The 17,908-nt window shown below is 40.8% G+C and carries 14 protein-coding genes; 7 read left to right on the forward strand and 7 right to left on the reverse strand.

Annotation, left to right across the window (positions count from 1 at the left end; all coding sequences use genetic code 11):
* A partial coding sequence (locus tag Q0X66_RS14170; RefSeq protein ID WP_297707507.1) for an NAD(P)-binding domain-containing protein occupies positions 1-1,245 on the forward strand: 1,245 nt, incomplete at its 5' end.
* A gap of 53 nt (positions 1,246-1,298) precedes the next feature.
* The gene (locus Q0X66_RS14175) at positions 1,299-2,048 is read left to right on the forward strand and encodes a hypothetical protein (protein WP_297707509.1); all 750 of its coding nucleotides are present in this window, start codon (positions 1,299-1,301) and stop codon (positions 2,046-2,048) included.
* 23 nt (positions 2,049-2,071) lie between these two features.
* On the opposite strand, the gene Q0X66_RS14180 is transcribed toward Q0X66_RS14175, so the two are convergent.
* Genes Q0X66_RS14180 through Q0X66_RS14200 form a run of 5 tightly spaced genes read right to left on the reverse strand, consistent with a single transcriptional unit; the run spans position 2,072 to position 8,548 of the window.
* Positions 2,072-4,069 (reverse strand): adenylate/guanylate cyclase domain-containing protein, encoded by a 1,998-nt coding sequence (locus Q0X66_RS14180; RefSeq protein ID WP_297707511.1) that lies wholly within the window; start codon positions 4,067-4,069, stop codon positions 2,072-2,074.
* 14 nt (positions 4,070-4,083) lie between these two features.
* Positions 4,084-4,911 (reverse strand): T9SS type A sorting domain-containing protein, encoded by an 828-nt coding sequence (locus Q0X66_RS14185; RefSeq protein WP_297707513.1) that lies wholly within the window; start codon positions 4,909-4,911, stop codon positions 4,084-4,086.
* Positions 4,850-7,204, reverse strand: a complete 2,355-nt coding sequence (locus tag Q0X66_RS14190; protein WP_297707515.1) for a S8 family serine peptidase — start codon at positions 7,202-7,204, stop codon at positions 4,850-4,852. The genes Q0X66_RS14185 and Q0X66_RS14190 overlap by 62 nt, the downstream gene beginning before the upstream one ends.
* 22 nt (positions 7,205-7,226) lie before the next feature.
* Complete coding sequence (locus Q0X66_RS14195; RefSeq protein WP_297707517.1) at positions 7,227-8,147, reverse strand: hypothetical protein; 921 nt, start codon at positions 8,145-8,147, stop codon at positions 7,227-7,229.
* Positions 8,114-8,548 (reverse strand): hypothetical protein, encoded by a 435-nt coding sequence (locus Q0X66_RS14200; protein WP_297707519.1) that lies wholly within the window; start codon positions 8,546-8,548, stop codon positions 8,114-8,116. Before Q0X66_RS14200 ends, Q0X66_RS14195 begins: the two co-directional genes overlap by 34 nt.
* A gap of 852 nt (positions 8,549-9,400) precedes the next feature.
* Between Q0X66_RS14200 and Q0X66_RS14205 the strand changes: the two genes are divergently transcribed.
* From Q0X66_RS14205 to Q0X66_RS14215, 3 genes are read left to right on the forward strand one after another with little or no spacing between them, the layout of a single operon-like run.
* Entirely contained in the window at positions 9,401-10,069 is a 669-nt protein-coding gene (locus Q0X66_RS14205) for a succinate dehydrogenase cytochrome b subunit (RefSeq protein ID WP_297707521.1), read from the forward strand.
* 11 nt (positions 10,070-10,080) lie between these two features.
* Positions 10,081-11,991: a fumarate reductase/succinate dehydrogenase flavoprotein subunit gene (locus Q0X66_RS14210; protein ID WP_297707523.1), complete on the forward strand. Its 1,911-nt coding sequence runs from the start codon at positions 10,081-10,083 to the stop codon at positions 11,989-11,991.
* 8 nt (positions 11,992-11,999) lie between these two features.
* Positions 12,000-12,743: a succinate dehydrogenase/fumarate reductase iron-sulfur subunit gene (locus tag Q0X66_RS14215; protein ID WP_297707525.1), complete on the forward strand. Its 744-nt coding sequence runs from the start codon at positions 12,000-12,002 to the stop codon at positions 12,741-12,743.
* A 136-nt stretch (positions 12,744-12,879) separates the two neighbouring features.
* Here the strand turns inward: Q0X66_RS14215 and Q0X66_RS14220 are convergent, their stop codons facing one another.
* Together Q0X66_RS14220 and Q0X66_RS14225 are read right to left on the reverse strand one after the other, a co-directional pair.
* Complete coding sequence (locus Q0X66_RS14220) at positions 12,880-13,836, reverse strand: glycosyl hydrolase family 65 protein (RefSeq protein ID WP_297707528.1); 957 nt, start codon at positions 13,834-13,836, stop codon at positions 12,880-12,882.
* Complete coding sequence (locus Q0X66_RS14225) at positions 13,827-15,305, reverse strand: hypothetical protein (RefSeq protein ID WP_297707530.1); 1,479 nt, start codon at positions 15,303-15,305, stop codon at positions 13,827-13,829. The genes Q0X66_RS14220 and Q0X66_RS14225 overlap by 10 nt, the downstream gene beginning before the upstream one ends.
* A 295-nt stretch (positions 15,306-15,600) precedes the next feature.
* On the opposite strand from Q0X66_RS14225, the gene Q0X66_RS14230 reads away from it, so the two are divergent.
* Positions 15,601-16,785 carry a hypothetical protein gene (locus Q0X66_RS14230; RefSeq protein ID WP_297707532.1) on the forward strand — a complete coding sequence of 395 codons (1,185 nt, stop codon included), beginning with the start codon at positions 15,601-15,603 and terminating at the stop codon, positions 16,783-16,785.
* 875 nt (positions 16,786-17,660) lie between these two features.
* Positions 17,661-17,908: carboxypeptidase-like regulatory domain-containing protein (locus tag Q0X66_RS14235; protein WP_297707534.1), on the forward strand; the 248-nt coding region annotated here is incomplete at its 3' end.

Genomic DNA, 17,908 nt, shown 5'->3' on the forward strand with positions numbered 1-17,908 from the left:
TATAGCAGCAAAGTGGCAGAAGTTGTTTCAATTGAAGAAGATCATTGGAAGATAAGACTTGCATCTGACGAATTAATAGAAACCAAACGCCTTATTTTGGCTATAGGAAATAATAATGTACCCAAATATCCCGATTGGCAAAAAGAACTCACCAAAGTTTCCTATTCACATTCCAGGGACTATAAAAATGCGAACGATTTTGAGGGTAAGCGAGTGCTTGTTGTGGGTGGTGGCGAATCCGGATCGGATGTAGCCTTTGAAATTTCCAAGGTGGCAAAAGAATGTTGGGTAAGTCTCCGTGAATCTACCGGGTGGGTGGTTCCGCGTCGGCGTGGAGGTCATGCAGCCGATGTTTCAACACATCGCGGAATTTGGGATTTACCCCGTGAATACGGTAAGAAGCTAAGTCCCTTTGTGCTGAAGCTGGAGCGAGCAAGGCAAGACCCAGTTTTTGATGCCCTGGCAGATCTCAATGAAAAAATTACTGTTGAACGTGGCATCTGGGGAATATTTGGCACAAAAACCCTGGCCTTACCTAAGGCCATTGCACATCATGGATGTAAAGTAATCGGGGATATTACCAAAGTAGAAATGGGTGGTACTAAATTAACTGATGCTGAAGGTACTTGTATTGAGGATATTGATACTATAGTATTTTGCACCGGCTACCAGAATAAAGTAGACTTTATGCCCGAAGAGCTCAAAAGTTGCGATCCAAGGAAGATGTATAAACATATGTTTCATCCCAAATATGGCGATCGCATAGCCTGGATTGGTTGGGCAAGGCCTGGTTTTGGAAGCCAATTTCCTATTATGGAAATGCAGTCCAGATATTGCGCCTTAATTTTTAACAAGGACATGAAGTTGCCGGCTCCTGAAAATATGGAAAAGACTGCGCGGGAAGACTTTGACGCATACCATGAACAATTTGAGCATAATGCAGAACGGATACGGAGTCTGGTAGATTATCACAGATATATGAACGGAATGGCAAAAATTATTGGATGTAACCCTCCTCTGCGTAAATACTTTTTCCTGCGACCGAAACTTTGGCTGCATCTTATGTACGGGCCTACACAGGCCACTCAATTCAGACTTCGGGGACCCGGGAAGAAAGTTGAACTTTCACATGAAATAATAAAGAAGCTGCCTATAAGTACGTATAACCATATCGTAAAAGCAGGATTGCGGGGTAGGGTGCAATTTGGGTTAAAAAGCCTGGTGCCTGATTTTCTTCAAAATTAGCCTGAAACGGGCTTAACTAATGCAATGCGAATGGAAATTTTAAGGAAGGCCGTGTGAAAATCTTAAGATTTTATTTCCTGGGACTATGTCTATCAGGATCATTTTCGCCCTTATTAGCTCAGGAAAAATTACCTGAGGAAACTCATGATATTCCGGAACCAATGGTTTTTGATTTGGTTCGCGAACTGGGAGCCAGACAGGGGGAGTTGGAGATTAATGTGCTAGCTGAATTTCCTTTGAATAATACTTCTTCACGACATATAGAATGGGCTCCGGAAATTGAATATGCCATTTGGGATAATTTTGCAGTAGAATTTGAACTTCCTTTTGAAGATGGTACATTGGAAGCTTTAAAGGCCGCTTTGCAATACACTTTCGGTAAATCCAAATCTGGAAACTTTATTCATGGGGCACAATTCATGGTTGAAAAAATAAGGAAAACAGATAAATGGGATCTTAGCCTGCTTTATATCCCTGCTTATAGGTTTAATGAAACATGGAGTATACTGGCCATGCTAGGGCTTCGCCAGCAGGTAGGTTCCGATTCTCAGAATAAAACTACCACGCTGCTGCTGAACGCAACGATTTTTGCTGAAATCAGTAAACGTGTTACGCTCGGATTGGAATTCAATAATTCGGACCCCGGAAATTTTGATGAAGAGGAGGAACTAGAATTGCTTGCCATGCCACAAGTGCATATAGAATTCTCAGAGCATTGGTCATTGCAAACAGGGGTAGGAGGAGAATTTACAGACTCAAAAGTTAATGCTACAGCGGCTTTTCGGATGATTGCGGAGTTTTAGCAGGAGGGTGTATTCAGAAAATACTATGCACTTATAGTCTTCTCTTTTTTAGTTTTGGTCAATGGTTTCTCTTTGCTGTCATTTACAAAATACATATCCATCATGCCCTTGTTTTTGACATGTATTTGCCCTCGGTGTTCACAGGAATAGCGATCTCTGATAAGCAAATAGGTACTTTGTGAGACATTGACCCTTCCCGGCTCTGACAAGGATTCCATTCGGGCAGCAACGTTCACAGTATCTCCCCAGATGTCATAGGCAAATTTTCTGGTTCCTACCACACCGGCAATAATGACCCCTGTATTGATACCGATACGGACATCAAAAGGTACGATATCCTTTGGTGTGTTTCGTTTAGTTTCTTCCATAATCTGAGCAATCTCAAATGCGGCCTGAACCATTTTATAGGGATGGTCCTTGGTAGGAAATGGTAAGCCCCCGGCGCACATATAAGCATCGCCAATAGTTTTAATTTTCTCAAGATCGTATTTTTCCATGACGGCATCGAACTTCGAAAAATAATAATCCACGGTTTTAACCAGTAATTCCGGCGACAGGTTCTGTGAATAACTTGTAAACCCTTTAAAGTCTGTAAACATTACCGTCACAGACTCAAATTTCTTGGCTTTTACCTTTCCGTTCTGTTTTAGTTCCAGGGCAGTTTCATCCGGGAGAATGTTTAATAAGAGGTTTTCGGATCTGTTTTTCTCCTCTTCGATGATCTTATTGGTTTTCTTAACGTAGCGGTATCTTTTATAGGATCCTGCAGCAAGTACAAAGACAAAAAGCAGTCCCAAAACAGTTCCGTAAATGACATACTTCTGCCGCTTGGTCTGTAAGTCAGCAATTTGTGCTTCCTGCTCCAGCAGCCCTATTTCATCCTCTTTCTTTTCCAAATCAAAATCGAATTGGAGGCCACGGATTTTGTCGTCGGTTTCTACATTAAACAAGGAGTCCTTGGCCACAATCAATTGTGTTTGGTACTTAAAAGCATTGGTGTAATCTCCCTGATTGGCATAGGCCATGGATAAACCTTCATAAATATCCTTCAATTCAAATTTGATGCCCATTTCATTGGCTAAAGATTCCGCTTCCTTGAATGCACTCAATGCTTTTGTAAAATCATCGTTTTGATATACCTTTCCAAGTTCAATCAGAGTCTGAACCATTTGCAATTGTTGGCTGTTCTCTTTTGCATTTTGATAGGCCTGGTCCAGATAGGATATTGCCTTCTGTTTTTCACCCATTTTAAATTCTACAATACCTAATTTGGTAAGATTATCCGTATTATCAGCGGTATTAAGAGTCAAAGGCAGGGCATCCTGATAGTATTTTAATGCTTCCTTGTAATTACCCTGCAGCAAATAGATCTCACCTTCACCCATTAAATAGGAAGTAGTTATCTGGGGTTCATCTAATGCAGGTAAGTACTTGGGAATCCTGTTAAAATATTCCAGGGCCTTATCGTAATCATTGGGTGTATCGCCGTAAACCCCGCCAATATTTAATAAAGCAGAGGCAATACGCAAAGTGTCCTGTATTTTTTCCGCGATACTTAAAGATCGTAGGTAATAATCGATAGCCTTGGAATTACTGCCCTGGCTGTAATACACCGCCCCTAAATTGTTAGAGAGGTTGGCTATTCCCTGGCTGTCCTCAATGTATTCAAAAATTTCAAGGGATTTTGTCCAGTGGTCCAGTACCTGCATATAATCCCCCTGATAATAATGGGCCATCCCAATATTCTTCTCTGCATATGCCTTTCCCCGTAAATATCCAAGTTCATCAGCAAGTTCTCCGGCTTGTTTAGACACGATCAGGGATCCTGAAATATCCTCGTTCTGAAGAATTTCCACGCTCAGGGCATTCAGGTTCCTAACCTGTAAAGTATCCTGCTTCCCTGACTGAACCACCGTCTTTAGACTGTCTATTTGCGATTCCTGGGAAACTACTGACCTTGTCGAAAATAATGTGCAACAGACCAGGACTGCAAAGATTGTTTTATTTCCCACTTTATTCATATCGGTCTCTATAATCAGTCTTTTACCACTGTATAAACATTCACATCGTCTTTGGTAGTGATCCTTATAAAATACATGCCATCCGGGTAGTCTGACATATTTATCTCATGTGTAGTTGGGCCATTTCTACCATCTAAGGAGGTGTTAAGATATAAAATACCATAGAAATCAAAGATATCAAGAGTAACAACCTCCGAAATATTCTGATCTATGAACAATATGCCATTCACAGGATTCGGGTACAAAATAAAGGACGCATACGTACCTGAAATTCCCGAATCGCACCTGTTGTCATTGGCATTAGCATTGGAAGTCGTTGAACTTTTATGTGTGCTGTCCCTGCTTGTAAGTTCCCACTTCAGTGTATCTCCATTAAAACGAATTGAAAAAGTACCCTGGCCTGGTAAAAAGATAAATGGTAATTCCCCAATGCTGGTAGCTGCTGCCGGCCCGGTTAACTGATTCTCCGGCCCTTCGGCTATATAAATAGTCTCTTCATTAGGGTTCTCATAACGGTAATGTGCAATATAAAACAAACCATCAGGATCACTGAAATTTTCCTCCACACAATCCAGGTAGGTCCTTATTTTTCGAAGGTTATTACCGGTAGGATTTATATATAGCGTTCCAATTTTACTGTATTGAATCTCATAATTTTGTGGTTCCGCTATTTTAATAAAATAGATTCCGGTTGCACCGGGAGTATAGGCAACCCCATTGGCATCTTCAAAGATATAGGGGATGCCCTCAGGGAATACATCTTCCTGAGTTTCATCATATTTATACCCATCTATTGTCGAGCTTACAAGGGAAATTCGCCCCGATAGGGGCAAAATAAGCACCCGGATAGGAATAATGCACCTCTGGTGTCGGAGTTACATCCAGTCCTGTAATAAGGTTTACGGAATAGAAAGTAGAGACACTACCTCCAGTTTCTGAATCATCATCGGCATGGAGCACCGCAAATACCGGGGAATAATCGTTTCCATCGTCAGCGCCTCCCAGGTCACCATCATTTACAACGGCTTTAAACCTATTTTCAAAAGACACCTGTTCTGTTAACAGATCTTCTCCGTTAACTACTGCTTTGAATCTGTTTACAACGGCTTTAAATCTATTTTCAATATAATTATCAAAATCCTGAGTATCCAGATCAATAAGGTCCATTTCATTAACCACAGCTTTAAACCTGTTAAGAAGTGTATTTTCAGTTGCCATCCAACTGCCGCCATCCAATAAATCTAATAACTCTGCTGTGTTCACAACTGCCTTAAACCTGTTAATTAGAGCCAGGGTATTATCTTCAAAAAAGGTTGTATTGTGTGCCTCCGAAATGTTGGCCAGGAATTCTGTATTATTTGATATTCCTGTTGTATCATAGATATAATTCAAATCGAGATTAATGGCCTCCCCATAAGTAGTAACCACCGGTTCCGGTATTATAGTAAGGTCTTTTTTGGTAACAATAAAGGGGCCACTTTTAAAAGTTACTATATACTCCGGGAGTTCTGTGACCTTTGTTGAACTGCAGTTTACCGTACCATCAAAACATGGAAAAATTGTATAATTACTTACCCTGGGATATGGAGGTTCAGCATTGGTATCAAATATAATTTCAGGCAATGGAGAAAGCCCCAATTCTAAAAGCACCTCATTCAGGCTTTTGTCATCGGGAAGACCATCTTCGTAAGGTGCGGGAAGTCCTTGTACGGTAAAGTCAAATTTATTTTCATAGGCTTGGCCGTATTCTATTTCCACTTCATTTGCGGTAATTCTCAATGCTAATCTACCATCCTCAATGATCGGCAGCGCATTAGAATCACCCCCATTATTTACAGTACCGGCCAAGGGAGCAGTATTTAAAACAACATTCGGGTTGCTAATAAAGGGTGGTACGGTAACCACAAGCAATGTGTCTGTTCTGGTAGTTTCATCTACTTCTAACTCTATCCGGTCTTCTCCATCACCAAAATAGACCGTTAGCGGATCAGGGTCATTAGGGTCCTCCGGTGCTTCCGGAAAATACTTTCCGGTTAAAGTTACCTTAACGGCATCTGCACTGAGAACAAGCGGTACTCCTTCTGAATCTACCTGTCCTTCGTTTACAGCCAAACTAATTTGTATTGCTGTCTGTGCAGCTAATTGTTTAAAAGTATTTGCTGCGTTGACAACCCCGGCACCCAGCTGATCTTCAGAATCAACCTCTGTGGCGTTATCTTTAAATAATTGTAAAATATCTATAGTATTTTCAGTTTCTTGCCAGGAGGGTATGGCCGATTTCGCTAATGCAAAGGCCGCTGCCACATGCACTACGGAGGCAGAGGTGCCAAAGAAATTTTTATAGGGATCTCCGTCTACCGGCTCACCGCCAACTTCATTTTGCCCAATGGTTTGAACATTGGTATTTACCCCGTCAAAGGATGAAAGAGCAACTTGTGCAGCTGCCTCATCTGTCATAAGTGCCCCTGGAAGTACTCCTCCAAAGGATGAAAATGGTTGAGGTGTAAAAGGTTCAGAGTTTAAGGATTTTCGAAAATCAACGGCACCAATGGCCAAAGCTTCCGGCGTCAGCGGATGTCCACTCATGGTGGAGGCACCATCAAAATAATTTAATACCTGTAAACTATTTGCAACAAAGATGATGTACCTAAAAGGCAAGGATCCAGGATCCCCGTTGGCACTGGTGATTAAAAAATTAGCCTGCCCATCTGCCGTTGCCCTAAAAGTAATGTACTCAATAGGATCTCTGGCATCATCAACACTATCATCTTCACCGTCATTATAGTAATTATTACCAACGAGCAAGCGCTCCTGATCGTCTACCACCCAAAAATCCAGATCGGAATCAGCACCGAGCATATTATTCTGAGAGGCAAAGTCTTCATCCCATTGCAGGACTATCATATAAGTTTCTCCATTTTTTACTTCAAATCGTTGATAAATATCATCCGTGCCACCAAATATATGAGCTACTGCATCGGGATCTTGAACAAAGTCCGGGATGTTGGCACCTTCAGATGCTTGAAAAATAGACTGGTAGGCATTATCGTAGAAATTACCCGCAGAAGTAAAATAGAAGTTCCCGTCTTTGGTAAAATCCTGAATAGCTTTACCTATATTACTTATTCCGAACATAGGTTCACCAGGAAATGTAATATCATAGATTTTTAATGCCCAATTCAAAATCGCGGGGAGACAATACCCCCGTACGAAATGCTAAGCTGGCACCCGGGGCAATATCATGTGCTATATGCAGCATGGCCCTACCCTCATCAGAGATTGTGCCGAAGGTATAAGGATATTCCTTAATTACCTGTACAGGAGTATTATATCCATTAGGATTTCCGTCACCTGCAGTTCCAGGCAGATCACCAGCACCCACGTCTATGGCCTCATTGGATTGTTGCCCCCCCGTTGGATTGGCGTCAAAGCTATTCGAAAAAACCACTATTTTTACATCTTTACCGTCTACAGCAACACTTCCCTCCTCAGATACAATACGATAAGATTCACGAACAACATCTGTACCCTGCGCGGCATCACCCTGAGTAATGGCACGCCCTGTTTCTTCCTGGACACCGGATGTAAAAGGTGTATATAATGCTTGTGCCGATTTGATGATATCAAAATAGTCAATAAGAGCCGGCATCGGCGGAAGGGGCTGCTCCGGAGGTAGAATTCTGTCTATCGGGAAAAACACATCTATAGCACCCAATCCCTCAGGATTATCATTATTAGGAATAATAAGCGTTGGATCTACTATGAAGTCGGATAGCTGTGGATCAGAATTATATGCTAACCCGAAAACATCTTCCAAAACATCAATGACCGCTTGGGTCTGACCGTCGAATGGAACAATTTGAATTAGTACCCGTTGATTGACATCAACTTGATAAATGATGGATGAAGGAGTATCCCCTGCTGTTCCGGCACCCAGTGATAAAAGTTCCGGGCCTACGAAGCCACGAGTTTTTCCATTCCCCGGGCCTATGACCGGAACAATAAAGCTATCTTCCTCACAAACCGGGGAATCAAAGGTTGCTCTTATTTTAACGTCGCTTGAGCCACCGAATGCCACGGTCCATTTGGCATGGCCGTTATCAATACCACAGATAATACCTTTTCATGAGTACCCGGTTCAAAGGAGGTAATACCATCGATCTTCTGAATGCCATTAAATTCCGAATCCTCTATCCTATCACTTAAGAAGATATAGCTTTCCTCTTGCCCTACCGTTATAGTCTTGTTGGTGGGATTGGTATATCCAAAATTTGCAAGATATAAGCCATTACCAATGTCCTCGGCACAGGTGAAAAGAATCACATCTTTGTTACCACCTCCTCCTTTTCCTTTTTGAGCGATTATAGGAGTTGTTAAAAAACTAAGTACTAAAAAGAGTACTGTATATTTAGATAAAATTACCCGGCTAATTGAATATATATAATTAGGAATGGCTAAAAAAGTGTAATTTTTTTTCATTTGACTCATGGGTTTTATTCTATTAGAATAGAATGTACTTCCGCTACATTCTATTTCCTGGGGGAAGTATTGTTTTTGGCAAGATTAAATTTGTAATCAATTTATACCTTGCCATACCACGAAATTAACTATTCCAAAAGCTTTGATAAGAAAATATTTTCTAATGAAAGCTATCAAGAATTGTGCTTAGCTTAATTTAAAAATAGATAAGAGGTAGAACTAATATACGATTAAAAAATATTATCATATTAATATCACAAATTCAGGAAAAATCCGGGGAGGATTAATATGTTGCCAATTTATTAATAAAATTGGATTTTAATAGCTAATTCCGTTTATAAGGGGATGTAATGTCGCATTTTTACGATAAATAACATTTTTATCAATCAAATCTGGTAAAATGCAAAAAGAGGATGATGAAAACTATGTTATTTGCATTTTTATTCAGTTGCAAGACCTCCTGCTAAAATTGATTAAGACAGGATCAATATATTATTGAATTTGTTTGATCAAAATATCGTGAACATAATTGAATTACATCTCAAAATCAGTGCCTTTTGGTAATTCGTGTTTTTTTTGCGTACTTAGTAACTCATCGTAATTGTTTACCAAAGGCTCCATTCAAAAGCCGCATTAGACCATTAAGAATAATTGTGTAATTGAATAATTGGAGGATATGATCCAGTAGTAGGGGTTCCGGGTGACAACAAATTGTTGATGACCAAGATCATACCCTGGCAGCCACAATTTGAATCCGGCTGAAGCTTATGTCCTATTGATGTTGGCTGAGATGTGAGAAAGGAAGTTAAGCGATGAACAAGAGTTGTTTTATAAATGCTAAAAGTCAATTTAATGGCATTAAACCCGCTTTTTTTTAGAAAAACAATAATTGCAGCAACAGGTCTCTTTCTGTGCATCTTTCTTATCGTTCACCTATCGGCCAACTGTATTCTCTTATTGCCCGAGGATGTAGCACGTGGCTTGTATAATTCATATTCTACGGCCTTGCGCGAGAATCCATTGATTAAAATAGTAGCCTATATTTTGTATATATCCATTGTCCTGCACGTAGTTTATGCCTTGCTGATCACAATTAGAAACCGCAAAGCAAAACCCGAGAAGTACACTATGAATCAAGCCAATGAAAATAGTTCCTGGACTTCACAAAATATGGGCTTAATTGGGATTATGATATTGTTATTTATCGTTGTTCATTTAGCCAACTTCTGGGCGCGTATTAAACTGGGAATTGGTGAAGCGCCAGGCTTTGATGCTGATGGAAATGTAGATGTTTATGAGGTCACGTATAGTTTATTTCAGAATATTTACTATGTGATTTTCTACACGGTTTTGATGATTCCACTTGGATTGCATTTGCACCACGGACTGAAAAGTGGTTTTAAATCGCTTGGATTCTATCACCAAAAGGGTCTGAAGACTTTAGCCAAAGTAGCTTTGATATATGCTGCTATAATGGCTATTGGCTTTGGGATAATTCCATTTATTGTGTACTTCAAATAAGCGTAAAACTTATGAAACTAGATTCAAAAATACCGGCGGGAAGACTTGAAGAGAAGTGGCGCAACTATCAGCTTAAGTCACAACTCATCAATCCTGCCAATAAAAAGAAACTAAATGTCATTGTGGTGGGTTCCGGTCTATCCGGGGCAGGTGCCGCTTCAACTCTCGCTGAGTTAGGGTATGATGTGCAATGCTTCTGCTATCAGGATTCTGCTCGAAGAGCACACTCAGTAGCAGCGCAGGGTGGGATCAATGCGGCAAAGAACTACCAGCACGATGGGGACAGTGTTTATAGAATGTTTTACGATACCCTTAAAGGTGGTGATTTCAGGTCCAGGGAAGCCAACGTATATCGTTTGGCAGAATTGTCAGCGCCTTTAATAGATCATTTCGTACAACAAGGTGTGCCTTTTGCCCGTGAATATGGCGGCGTACTGGTAAACCGAAGTTTTGGAGGCGTACAGGTACAGCGCACCTTTTATGCACGTGGCCAAACCGGTCAGCAATTATTACTGGCTGCTTATTCACAGCTGTATAAGATGATACGTGCCAAAAAGGTGAAGATGTTCCCCAGAAGTGAGATGATGGATTTGGTAGTCATTGATGGCAAAGCCAAAGGAATTATTGTACGCGACCTCGTAACCGGAGAATTAAAACGCTATGCTGCCGATGCGGTAGTTTTGGCAACCGGAGGTTATTCTCGAGTATTCCGTTTATCTACTTTGGCGATTGGTTGCAACGGGAGTGCTATTTGGAAAGCCCATAAACGAGGGGCGTATTTTGCAGCTCCAAGTTTTACACAAATTCACCCTACAGCCTTACCCCAATCAAGCGAAGCACAGTCCAAGTTGACTTTAATGTCGGAGTCCCTTAGAAATGACGGACGAATTTGGGTACCCAGTCAAAAAGACGATACCCGCAAGGCCAACGACATCCCGGAAGAAGAACGAGACTACTACCTCGAGAGACGATACCCAAGTTTCGGAAACCTGGCTCCAAGGGACATTGCCTCCAGGGCAGCCAAAGAACGAATTGACGCAGGTTATGGTGTAGGTAGACTAAAGAATGCGGTTTATCTGGATTTCAAACATGCTATTGAACGACTGGGATTGGATACGATCAAAGATCGCTATGGTAATCTCTTTAATATGTACATGAAAATTACCGGTATTGATGCTTACAAAGAACCGATGCAAATTTCACCGGCAGCGCATTTCTCCATGGGAGGTCTATGGGTAGACTATGAGTTAATGACAACCATTCCCGGATTGTATGCTGTGGGTGAATGTAACTTCTCAGACCATGGAGCAAATCGTTTGGGTGCCAATTCATTGTTGCAAGCCAGTGTTGATGGATATTTCATTCTTCCAAATACAATCAACAATTATCTGGCAAGCACATTACAAGATCAACATGCGGATATTAATCACCCTGCATTTGACAAAGTTGAAAATGAAGTTAGCGCTCACCTTCAAAGAATAATAAATGTAGATGGCACCAAAACGGTTGATCACTACCATAGGGAATTAGGCAAGATAATGTGGAATGAGTGTGCAATGAGCAGAAATAAAGTGGGACTGGAAGATGCCATTAATAAAATAATAAAACTTAAAGAAGAATTCTGGAATGATGTAAAGATAACAGGGTCGGTTAGCGGTTTGAATACCGAGCTTGAAAAAGCGTATCGTTTGGCAGATTTTATAGAAATGGGCATCTTGATGTGTGCCGATGCTTTGCAAAGGGAAGAATCGTGCGGAGCACATTTTAGAGAAGAATATCAAACTGATGAAGGTGAAGCCGTACGCGTGGATGATCAATATTCCTTTGTGTCGGCCTGGGATTATAATAATGGCGATTTCAAGTTGTTTAAAGAACAGCTCGAATTTGAAAATGTACAGCCTACTGTACGTAGTTATAAATAAAAAGAGTCATGAAAGTCACATTTAAAATCTGGAGACAGGAAAGCCCTGATGCAAAGGGAACATTCAGAGCATACCAAGTTGATGATCTTACCGAGGATATGTCTTTCCTGGAAGCACTGGACCACTTAAACGAGCTGTTGGTATTAAAAGGAGAAGAAGTAATTGCTTATGAATATGACTGTCGGGAAGGGATTTGCGGACAGTGTGGGGTCTTTATAAATGGCCGAGCACACGGACCACATAATAACATGACTACCTGTCAATTGCATATGCGTAGTTTTAAAGACGGCGATACCATTGTAGTAGAACCATGGCGGGCAGCTTCTTTTCCAATCATTAAAGACTTGATTGTAGACCGTTGCGCATTTGACCGGATCATTGAAAAAGGGGCATACATAAGTGCAAAGACGGGAACTGCACCCGAAGCCAATGCTATCCCTATACCAAAATCCGTAGCGGATGCTGCTATGGATACGGCTGCATGTATAGGTTGCGGAGCCTGCGTTGCTACATGTAAGAATTCTTCTGCTGCATTATTCACTGCTGCAAAAATCAATCACCTTAACAAATTGCCACAAGGAAAAGCTGAGCAGCATCAGCGAGTAAAAGAAATGACATGGCAAATGCATGAAGAGGGGTTTGGAAGCTGCACATTTACAGGAGCCTGCGAGGTGGAGTGCCCCGAAGAAATATCTATCACCAATATTGCTGAAATGAATGCCCGATTTATAAAGTCAAAAATATTTGGATAAAGCCAAATACGGCGATACCACGACGTAAATTGTAGAAGTTTATTAGCTTTGAAAAGGGCTATTTTCTGGAATCATTTGTTTCTCTGATTTTTAGACCGCAGAATCTAGTTTTGATTTAAGTATTAATGAATTTATCTTATACTTTGTTAACTAGTTTCATGACCTTGTGTGGCTTATCTTTGGACAACTTAATTTCCCGGTCGCCATGATAAATGGTTAGGCCGTCACCTTTTTTAAGAGAATATTTCACCGAGTCCTTCCCGATGTTAACTTCAAACATTTGTCCACGTACGGTTAAAGGGAATCGGACCTCCTCAACATGCGGCAAGCTTTTCGGATTGAACGAAATCCTGCCCCCAAAATCACGCATTCCTGCCAATCCATAGACCACGGTCATCCAGGTTCCACCCATGGATGCGATATGTGCTCCATCTTTGACATTTCCTCCTACATCTGCCAGGTCCATCCATGCAGCATATCTTATGAGTTCCAAAGCCCTGTCGAGATAGTCCAATTCTAATGCCAGAATGCTATAAACACTGGCGGATAATGAAGAATCTCCCGTGGTTAGGGGATCGTAATAATCGTAATTTCGTTTCTTTTGCTCCCAGGAAAACTCGTGGCCCAAAAGAAACATAGCCATAACAACATCTGCTTGTTTAATGACCTGGAAACGATAAATCACCAAAGGATGGTAATTAAGCAGCAAAGGATATTTATCCGTGGGAGTGTTTTCAAAATCCCAAATTTCCTTTTTAAGAAATCCGTCGTCCTGCGGATGGATCCCTGCCTCTTCATCATATGGAATATACATATGCTTTGCAGCTTTCCGCCATTCGTCAATCTCCTCAGGCTGAAGATCCGTGTCATGGGCCAGGGCCTTAAAACCTTCCGGTCTCTTTTTTTGCATTAATTCAAGGCTCTCCACTGCGTATCGCAAATTCTCACGAGCCATCATATTTGTAAAAGCATTATTGTTAACTATGGCCGTATATTCATCCGGTCCTGTTACACCGTGTATATGAAACTCTTCTTTTCCATTAAGGGAATAAAAACCGAGGTCGGCCCACAAGCGAGCCGTTTCTATGAGCATTTCGGCGCCAGGGAATAAAAACCGAGGTCGGCCCACAAGCGAGCCGTTTCTATGAGCATTTCGGCGCCATAGTCAAAAAGAAACTCTTCATCACCGGTAACCTCAACATATTTCCTGAGAGCGTACATAATGTCTGCATTGATATGATATTGAGCCGTCCCGGCTGCATAATAAGCAGAAGCCTCGTCACCGGTAATAGTTCTCCACGGAAAGAGCGCGCCTTTCTGGTTTACTTCTTTTGCGCGCTTTCTGGCTTTATCCAGAAGGCTGTAACGGAAACGCAGCAAGTTTCTCGCTACACTTGGAGCTGTATATATCAAAAAGGGCATGACATATACCTCAGTATCCCAGAAATAATGTCCTTCATAGGCCTCTCCAGTTAAACCTTTAGCCCCAATACCAGTACCTTCTACTCGTGCCGATGCCTGAAGTATATGGAACAGGTTGAAGCGGAGGCATTGCTGAGTCCGTCTATCCTTATGTATAGTTGCCTCAATATCACTACGAGCCCAAAAATCATCCATAAAGCGCTGTTGGCCCTTGACGATATAGTCAAATCCCTCATTAACCACAGAAGTCAGTGTTCGTCCGGTACGACCGCAAAGCTCTATAACCGGCGCACTTCGGGACGTGTGATATACCATGTATTTAATTAAACGGAAAGCAACTCCCTTTTCTGCTTTCACAGAATAGACAATTTTGGCCGAATCTTCGTGGCACTCGCTTTCAAATGAATAGTTATTCTCAGTTTCAATTACATGATCCACACCACAGGAAAGCGTCATTTTACTTGTTCGGACCTCATGCCCAAGAAAAACTCTTTGGTCCTTCACCTCGTTCACCTTAGGAATAAAAACATCGGGTTCGAAAGCAGGAGATTTTCGGGGATCCTTATTTCCTTCATTATTATTGCCATTATCTGAAGGACAACGTAATTTGGAAGATAGGATCAACTTTGCCGGGGCGTTTAGAACTTTTACTTCGTAGGAAATTGCCGCAACATGTCGGCGTTCCATTGAGACGATTCTGGTAGACTTAATGGAAACGCGTTTGCCGGATGCCGTTTGCCAAAGGATATCGCGATGAAGCGCACCGGCTTTCATGTCAAGAACACGTTCATAAGATTTAAGATCGGCCGTGGGAAGATAAAAAGGCTCGTCGTCCACATACAGCCTGATCACTTTACTATCGGTAACATTCAGCATTGTTTGGCCGGTTTTGGCAAAACCATAGGCGCTTTCCCCATAGCGGATAGGCCATTGTTCATGGAATCCGTTGATAAATGTCCCTCGCTGTTCTACCGGTGTCCCTTCCTCGTGGTTGCCTCGAAAACCCAAATAGCCATTGCCTATAGCGAAAACAGTTTCGTCCTGGGCAAGATACTGAGGTGCAAACTTTTTTTGAATGATCTTCCAATCATCTAAAGGATAAATATGCTTCGGTGGAAGTTTAATCTCTCTCGATATCATAGAGGAATATTATTATAATTTTTTCAATTTCTAAATATAATTATCGCCCGAATATAAAACAATTTAATGCCTTACAACTTGGAATAGTGTTTTGCAAGTCCATAATCTTAAGCTAATCAGTTTTAAGCTCTAAGAAACTCCAAACTGCCACAAGTTTTACTGATCTTGTGATCCATCCTAAAATAGACAGTGGTATGGCTAACTTGGGAAGATATTAAAGCATACATCACCACATTTTTTAATTTTTCGGAAATTTTAGGATCAAAGGTTGCCTAAATTTCAATAATTTCACGACATGAAATCAATAATAAAACAGGGTCCAGTAATAGCCGAAGCATACGATACTAACACTGAAATGGCTCATGCTTACTTCAATAAAGTAAAAGAATGGGTTGCCGGTCAGGCTGAAACCATTGACGAACTTGATATCAAAGCCCGTTCATATGATAATGAAGCTTTGGCTTTCCGTACCATGCTAAAATTTATCGAATCCGAGAATATAATCCTGAATCTTAATGAGCAGGTTACACTAACACTCATTAACCCGGTATACAAAGAAACGGGACGAATGCAGAAGAGAGAGCAGCATCCGCATGGTGAGAACTCCTTGCGAACCAAGATTGCTTGTATTCAACATTTTGAACGTATCAATCCATTGTTCAAAGGGCGGGTATTTGTAGTAGATGATGGATGCCCGGATGCATCGGGAGTTATGGCAGAAAATATAGTATCTGAATATCCGGGGTCTCCCCATAAAGTGTTTTTCCTGGCTAAGGCGATTGATGAGAATGATATTGATCTTCCTGCAGGAATTACGCATAAAAATGGCTCTAATCGCAGTGTGAAAGGTGGTGCAGCTTTGTTTGGCATGCAAAAAGCCTTGAAAACACCTGCGGAAGGAATTCATGTAATAGTTGACAATGATGCGGATTTGTCCGTTCACCCTATGCAGCTGGGTTTATTGGTTCAGGATATTGTTGATGGAAAAACAAAAACTGTTGCAGGATCGAGGCGGGAAGAAGATTCCGTTTCTTTAATTGGAGGAAGTCGAAACCTGCGGGGTAATTTGTTTATTCAAATTTGGCAACATTTCCTGCCTCAGCTGGCACAGAGAATTACCGATACAAATAGGGCGTTTAAGGCTTTTGAAAGTAGTGCGTTGGAAAGAATACTTCCATCTATTAAAATTTACACATTTCCTTATCAGATTGAATTATTACAGGCGTGTATATCCATGGATATTCCTTTGATCAAAAAAGGAGTTGCATATATAGATTCGGAAGCTGCCTCCACACAAAGCGGTGCTAATATCACCGAGACTTACCTGAATCAAATTAATCAGATCATAGATATTGCTAAAAGGTATAATACCATCCCCATTTCTGACCCACTTATGAAGTTTCTCTCTTCTATCTCCGAGGATGAATGGCGGGTGATTGAAGCGAATCCACCGGCAAGTATTTTGGATCTTTTAGAATAAATATTGAATTCATCAGTGATCGCGACAGGGGACTGAACGGTAGTCAAAGGTCTGGTAGACTCCCGATAGTTATCGGGATGATAGTGAAGGGCTATGACTTGCTCAATGTCTCCATTCTGAACCCTTGAGTTATTAAGACGTGCATTGACCTTAGAAGGCAAATACCGCATTGGAAAGAATGCAGATAATCAATTCTTGGAAAAAAACCTGACGATTTAAACCTTTAGAACCGGGAAGGCTAAGACCTATACATATGGAGAGAGTAGTTGTTTTCTCTTCATTTGGATATCCCAATTATTAATTGCAAAGTATTAAACACCTAGTGCCCTAATCCTCTTCGGAGGATATCCGGTATTTAATAGAGCAGTAATTTGAATAAAAATCAATACCATTTCTATATGTTTTAACGTAGAATATGAACTCAATATCATTTTTTAGTTCTTCAAAATCCAGCGGCGGATGTAATGTCACATTTTTAAAATAAATGACATTATTATCAATCAAATCCGGTAAAATGCAAAACGAGGCTGATGAAAACTATGTTATTTGCATTTTTATGTGCCTACTAAATTCCTGCTGGTTTTGACGTTTCTAAAAACACATAAATCCATTACTCAGGACAACTCTATCTTTTTCTTTTTTATACCCAATCTTATAAAAATTGGTTCATCCAAAAAGGATGTCACTTCTGTTTTAGCTTTCTTTAAGGCCTTAAAGACAACAACTTTTTGGTTCTCATAACTAATTCCTCTTCGTACTTGAACACATTTTTTAATGAAAGAAATAACTTACCTAAATTGTCCGTAGTGATCTAGGTCATTGCGATTGTGTGTTGCCCTATTTAATTTAGGGGTATAGCTCAAATAATCTCTAGAATGGTGACTAAGCAAGGTGAAATTTTAGTACTATTTCTTGTATTTTTCGCACAATTTACCCTGGCACAGGATCAAACATTTTCCGGAAAAGTTGTGACTAATAATGGATTGCCACTTCCAACGGTTGATATTATTATTAAAGGCACAATTCAAGGAACCATAACAGATATTGAAGGTAACTATGAGATCAATGCAAAACGAGGTGACGTTTTGGTTTTTTCTCATATTGGACTCAAAACGGTTGAAAT

Source organism: uncultured Eudoraea sp., assembly GCF_947260015.1.
GTDB lineage: Bacteria > Bacteroidota > Bacteroidia > Flavobacteriales > Flavobacteriaceae > Eudoraea.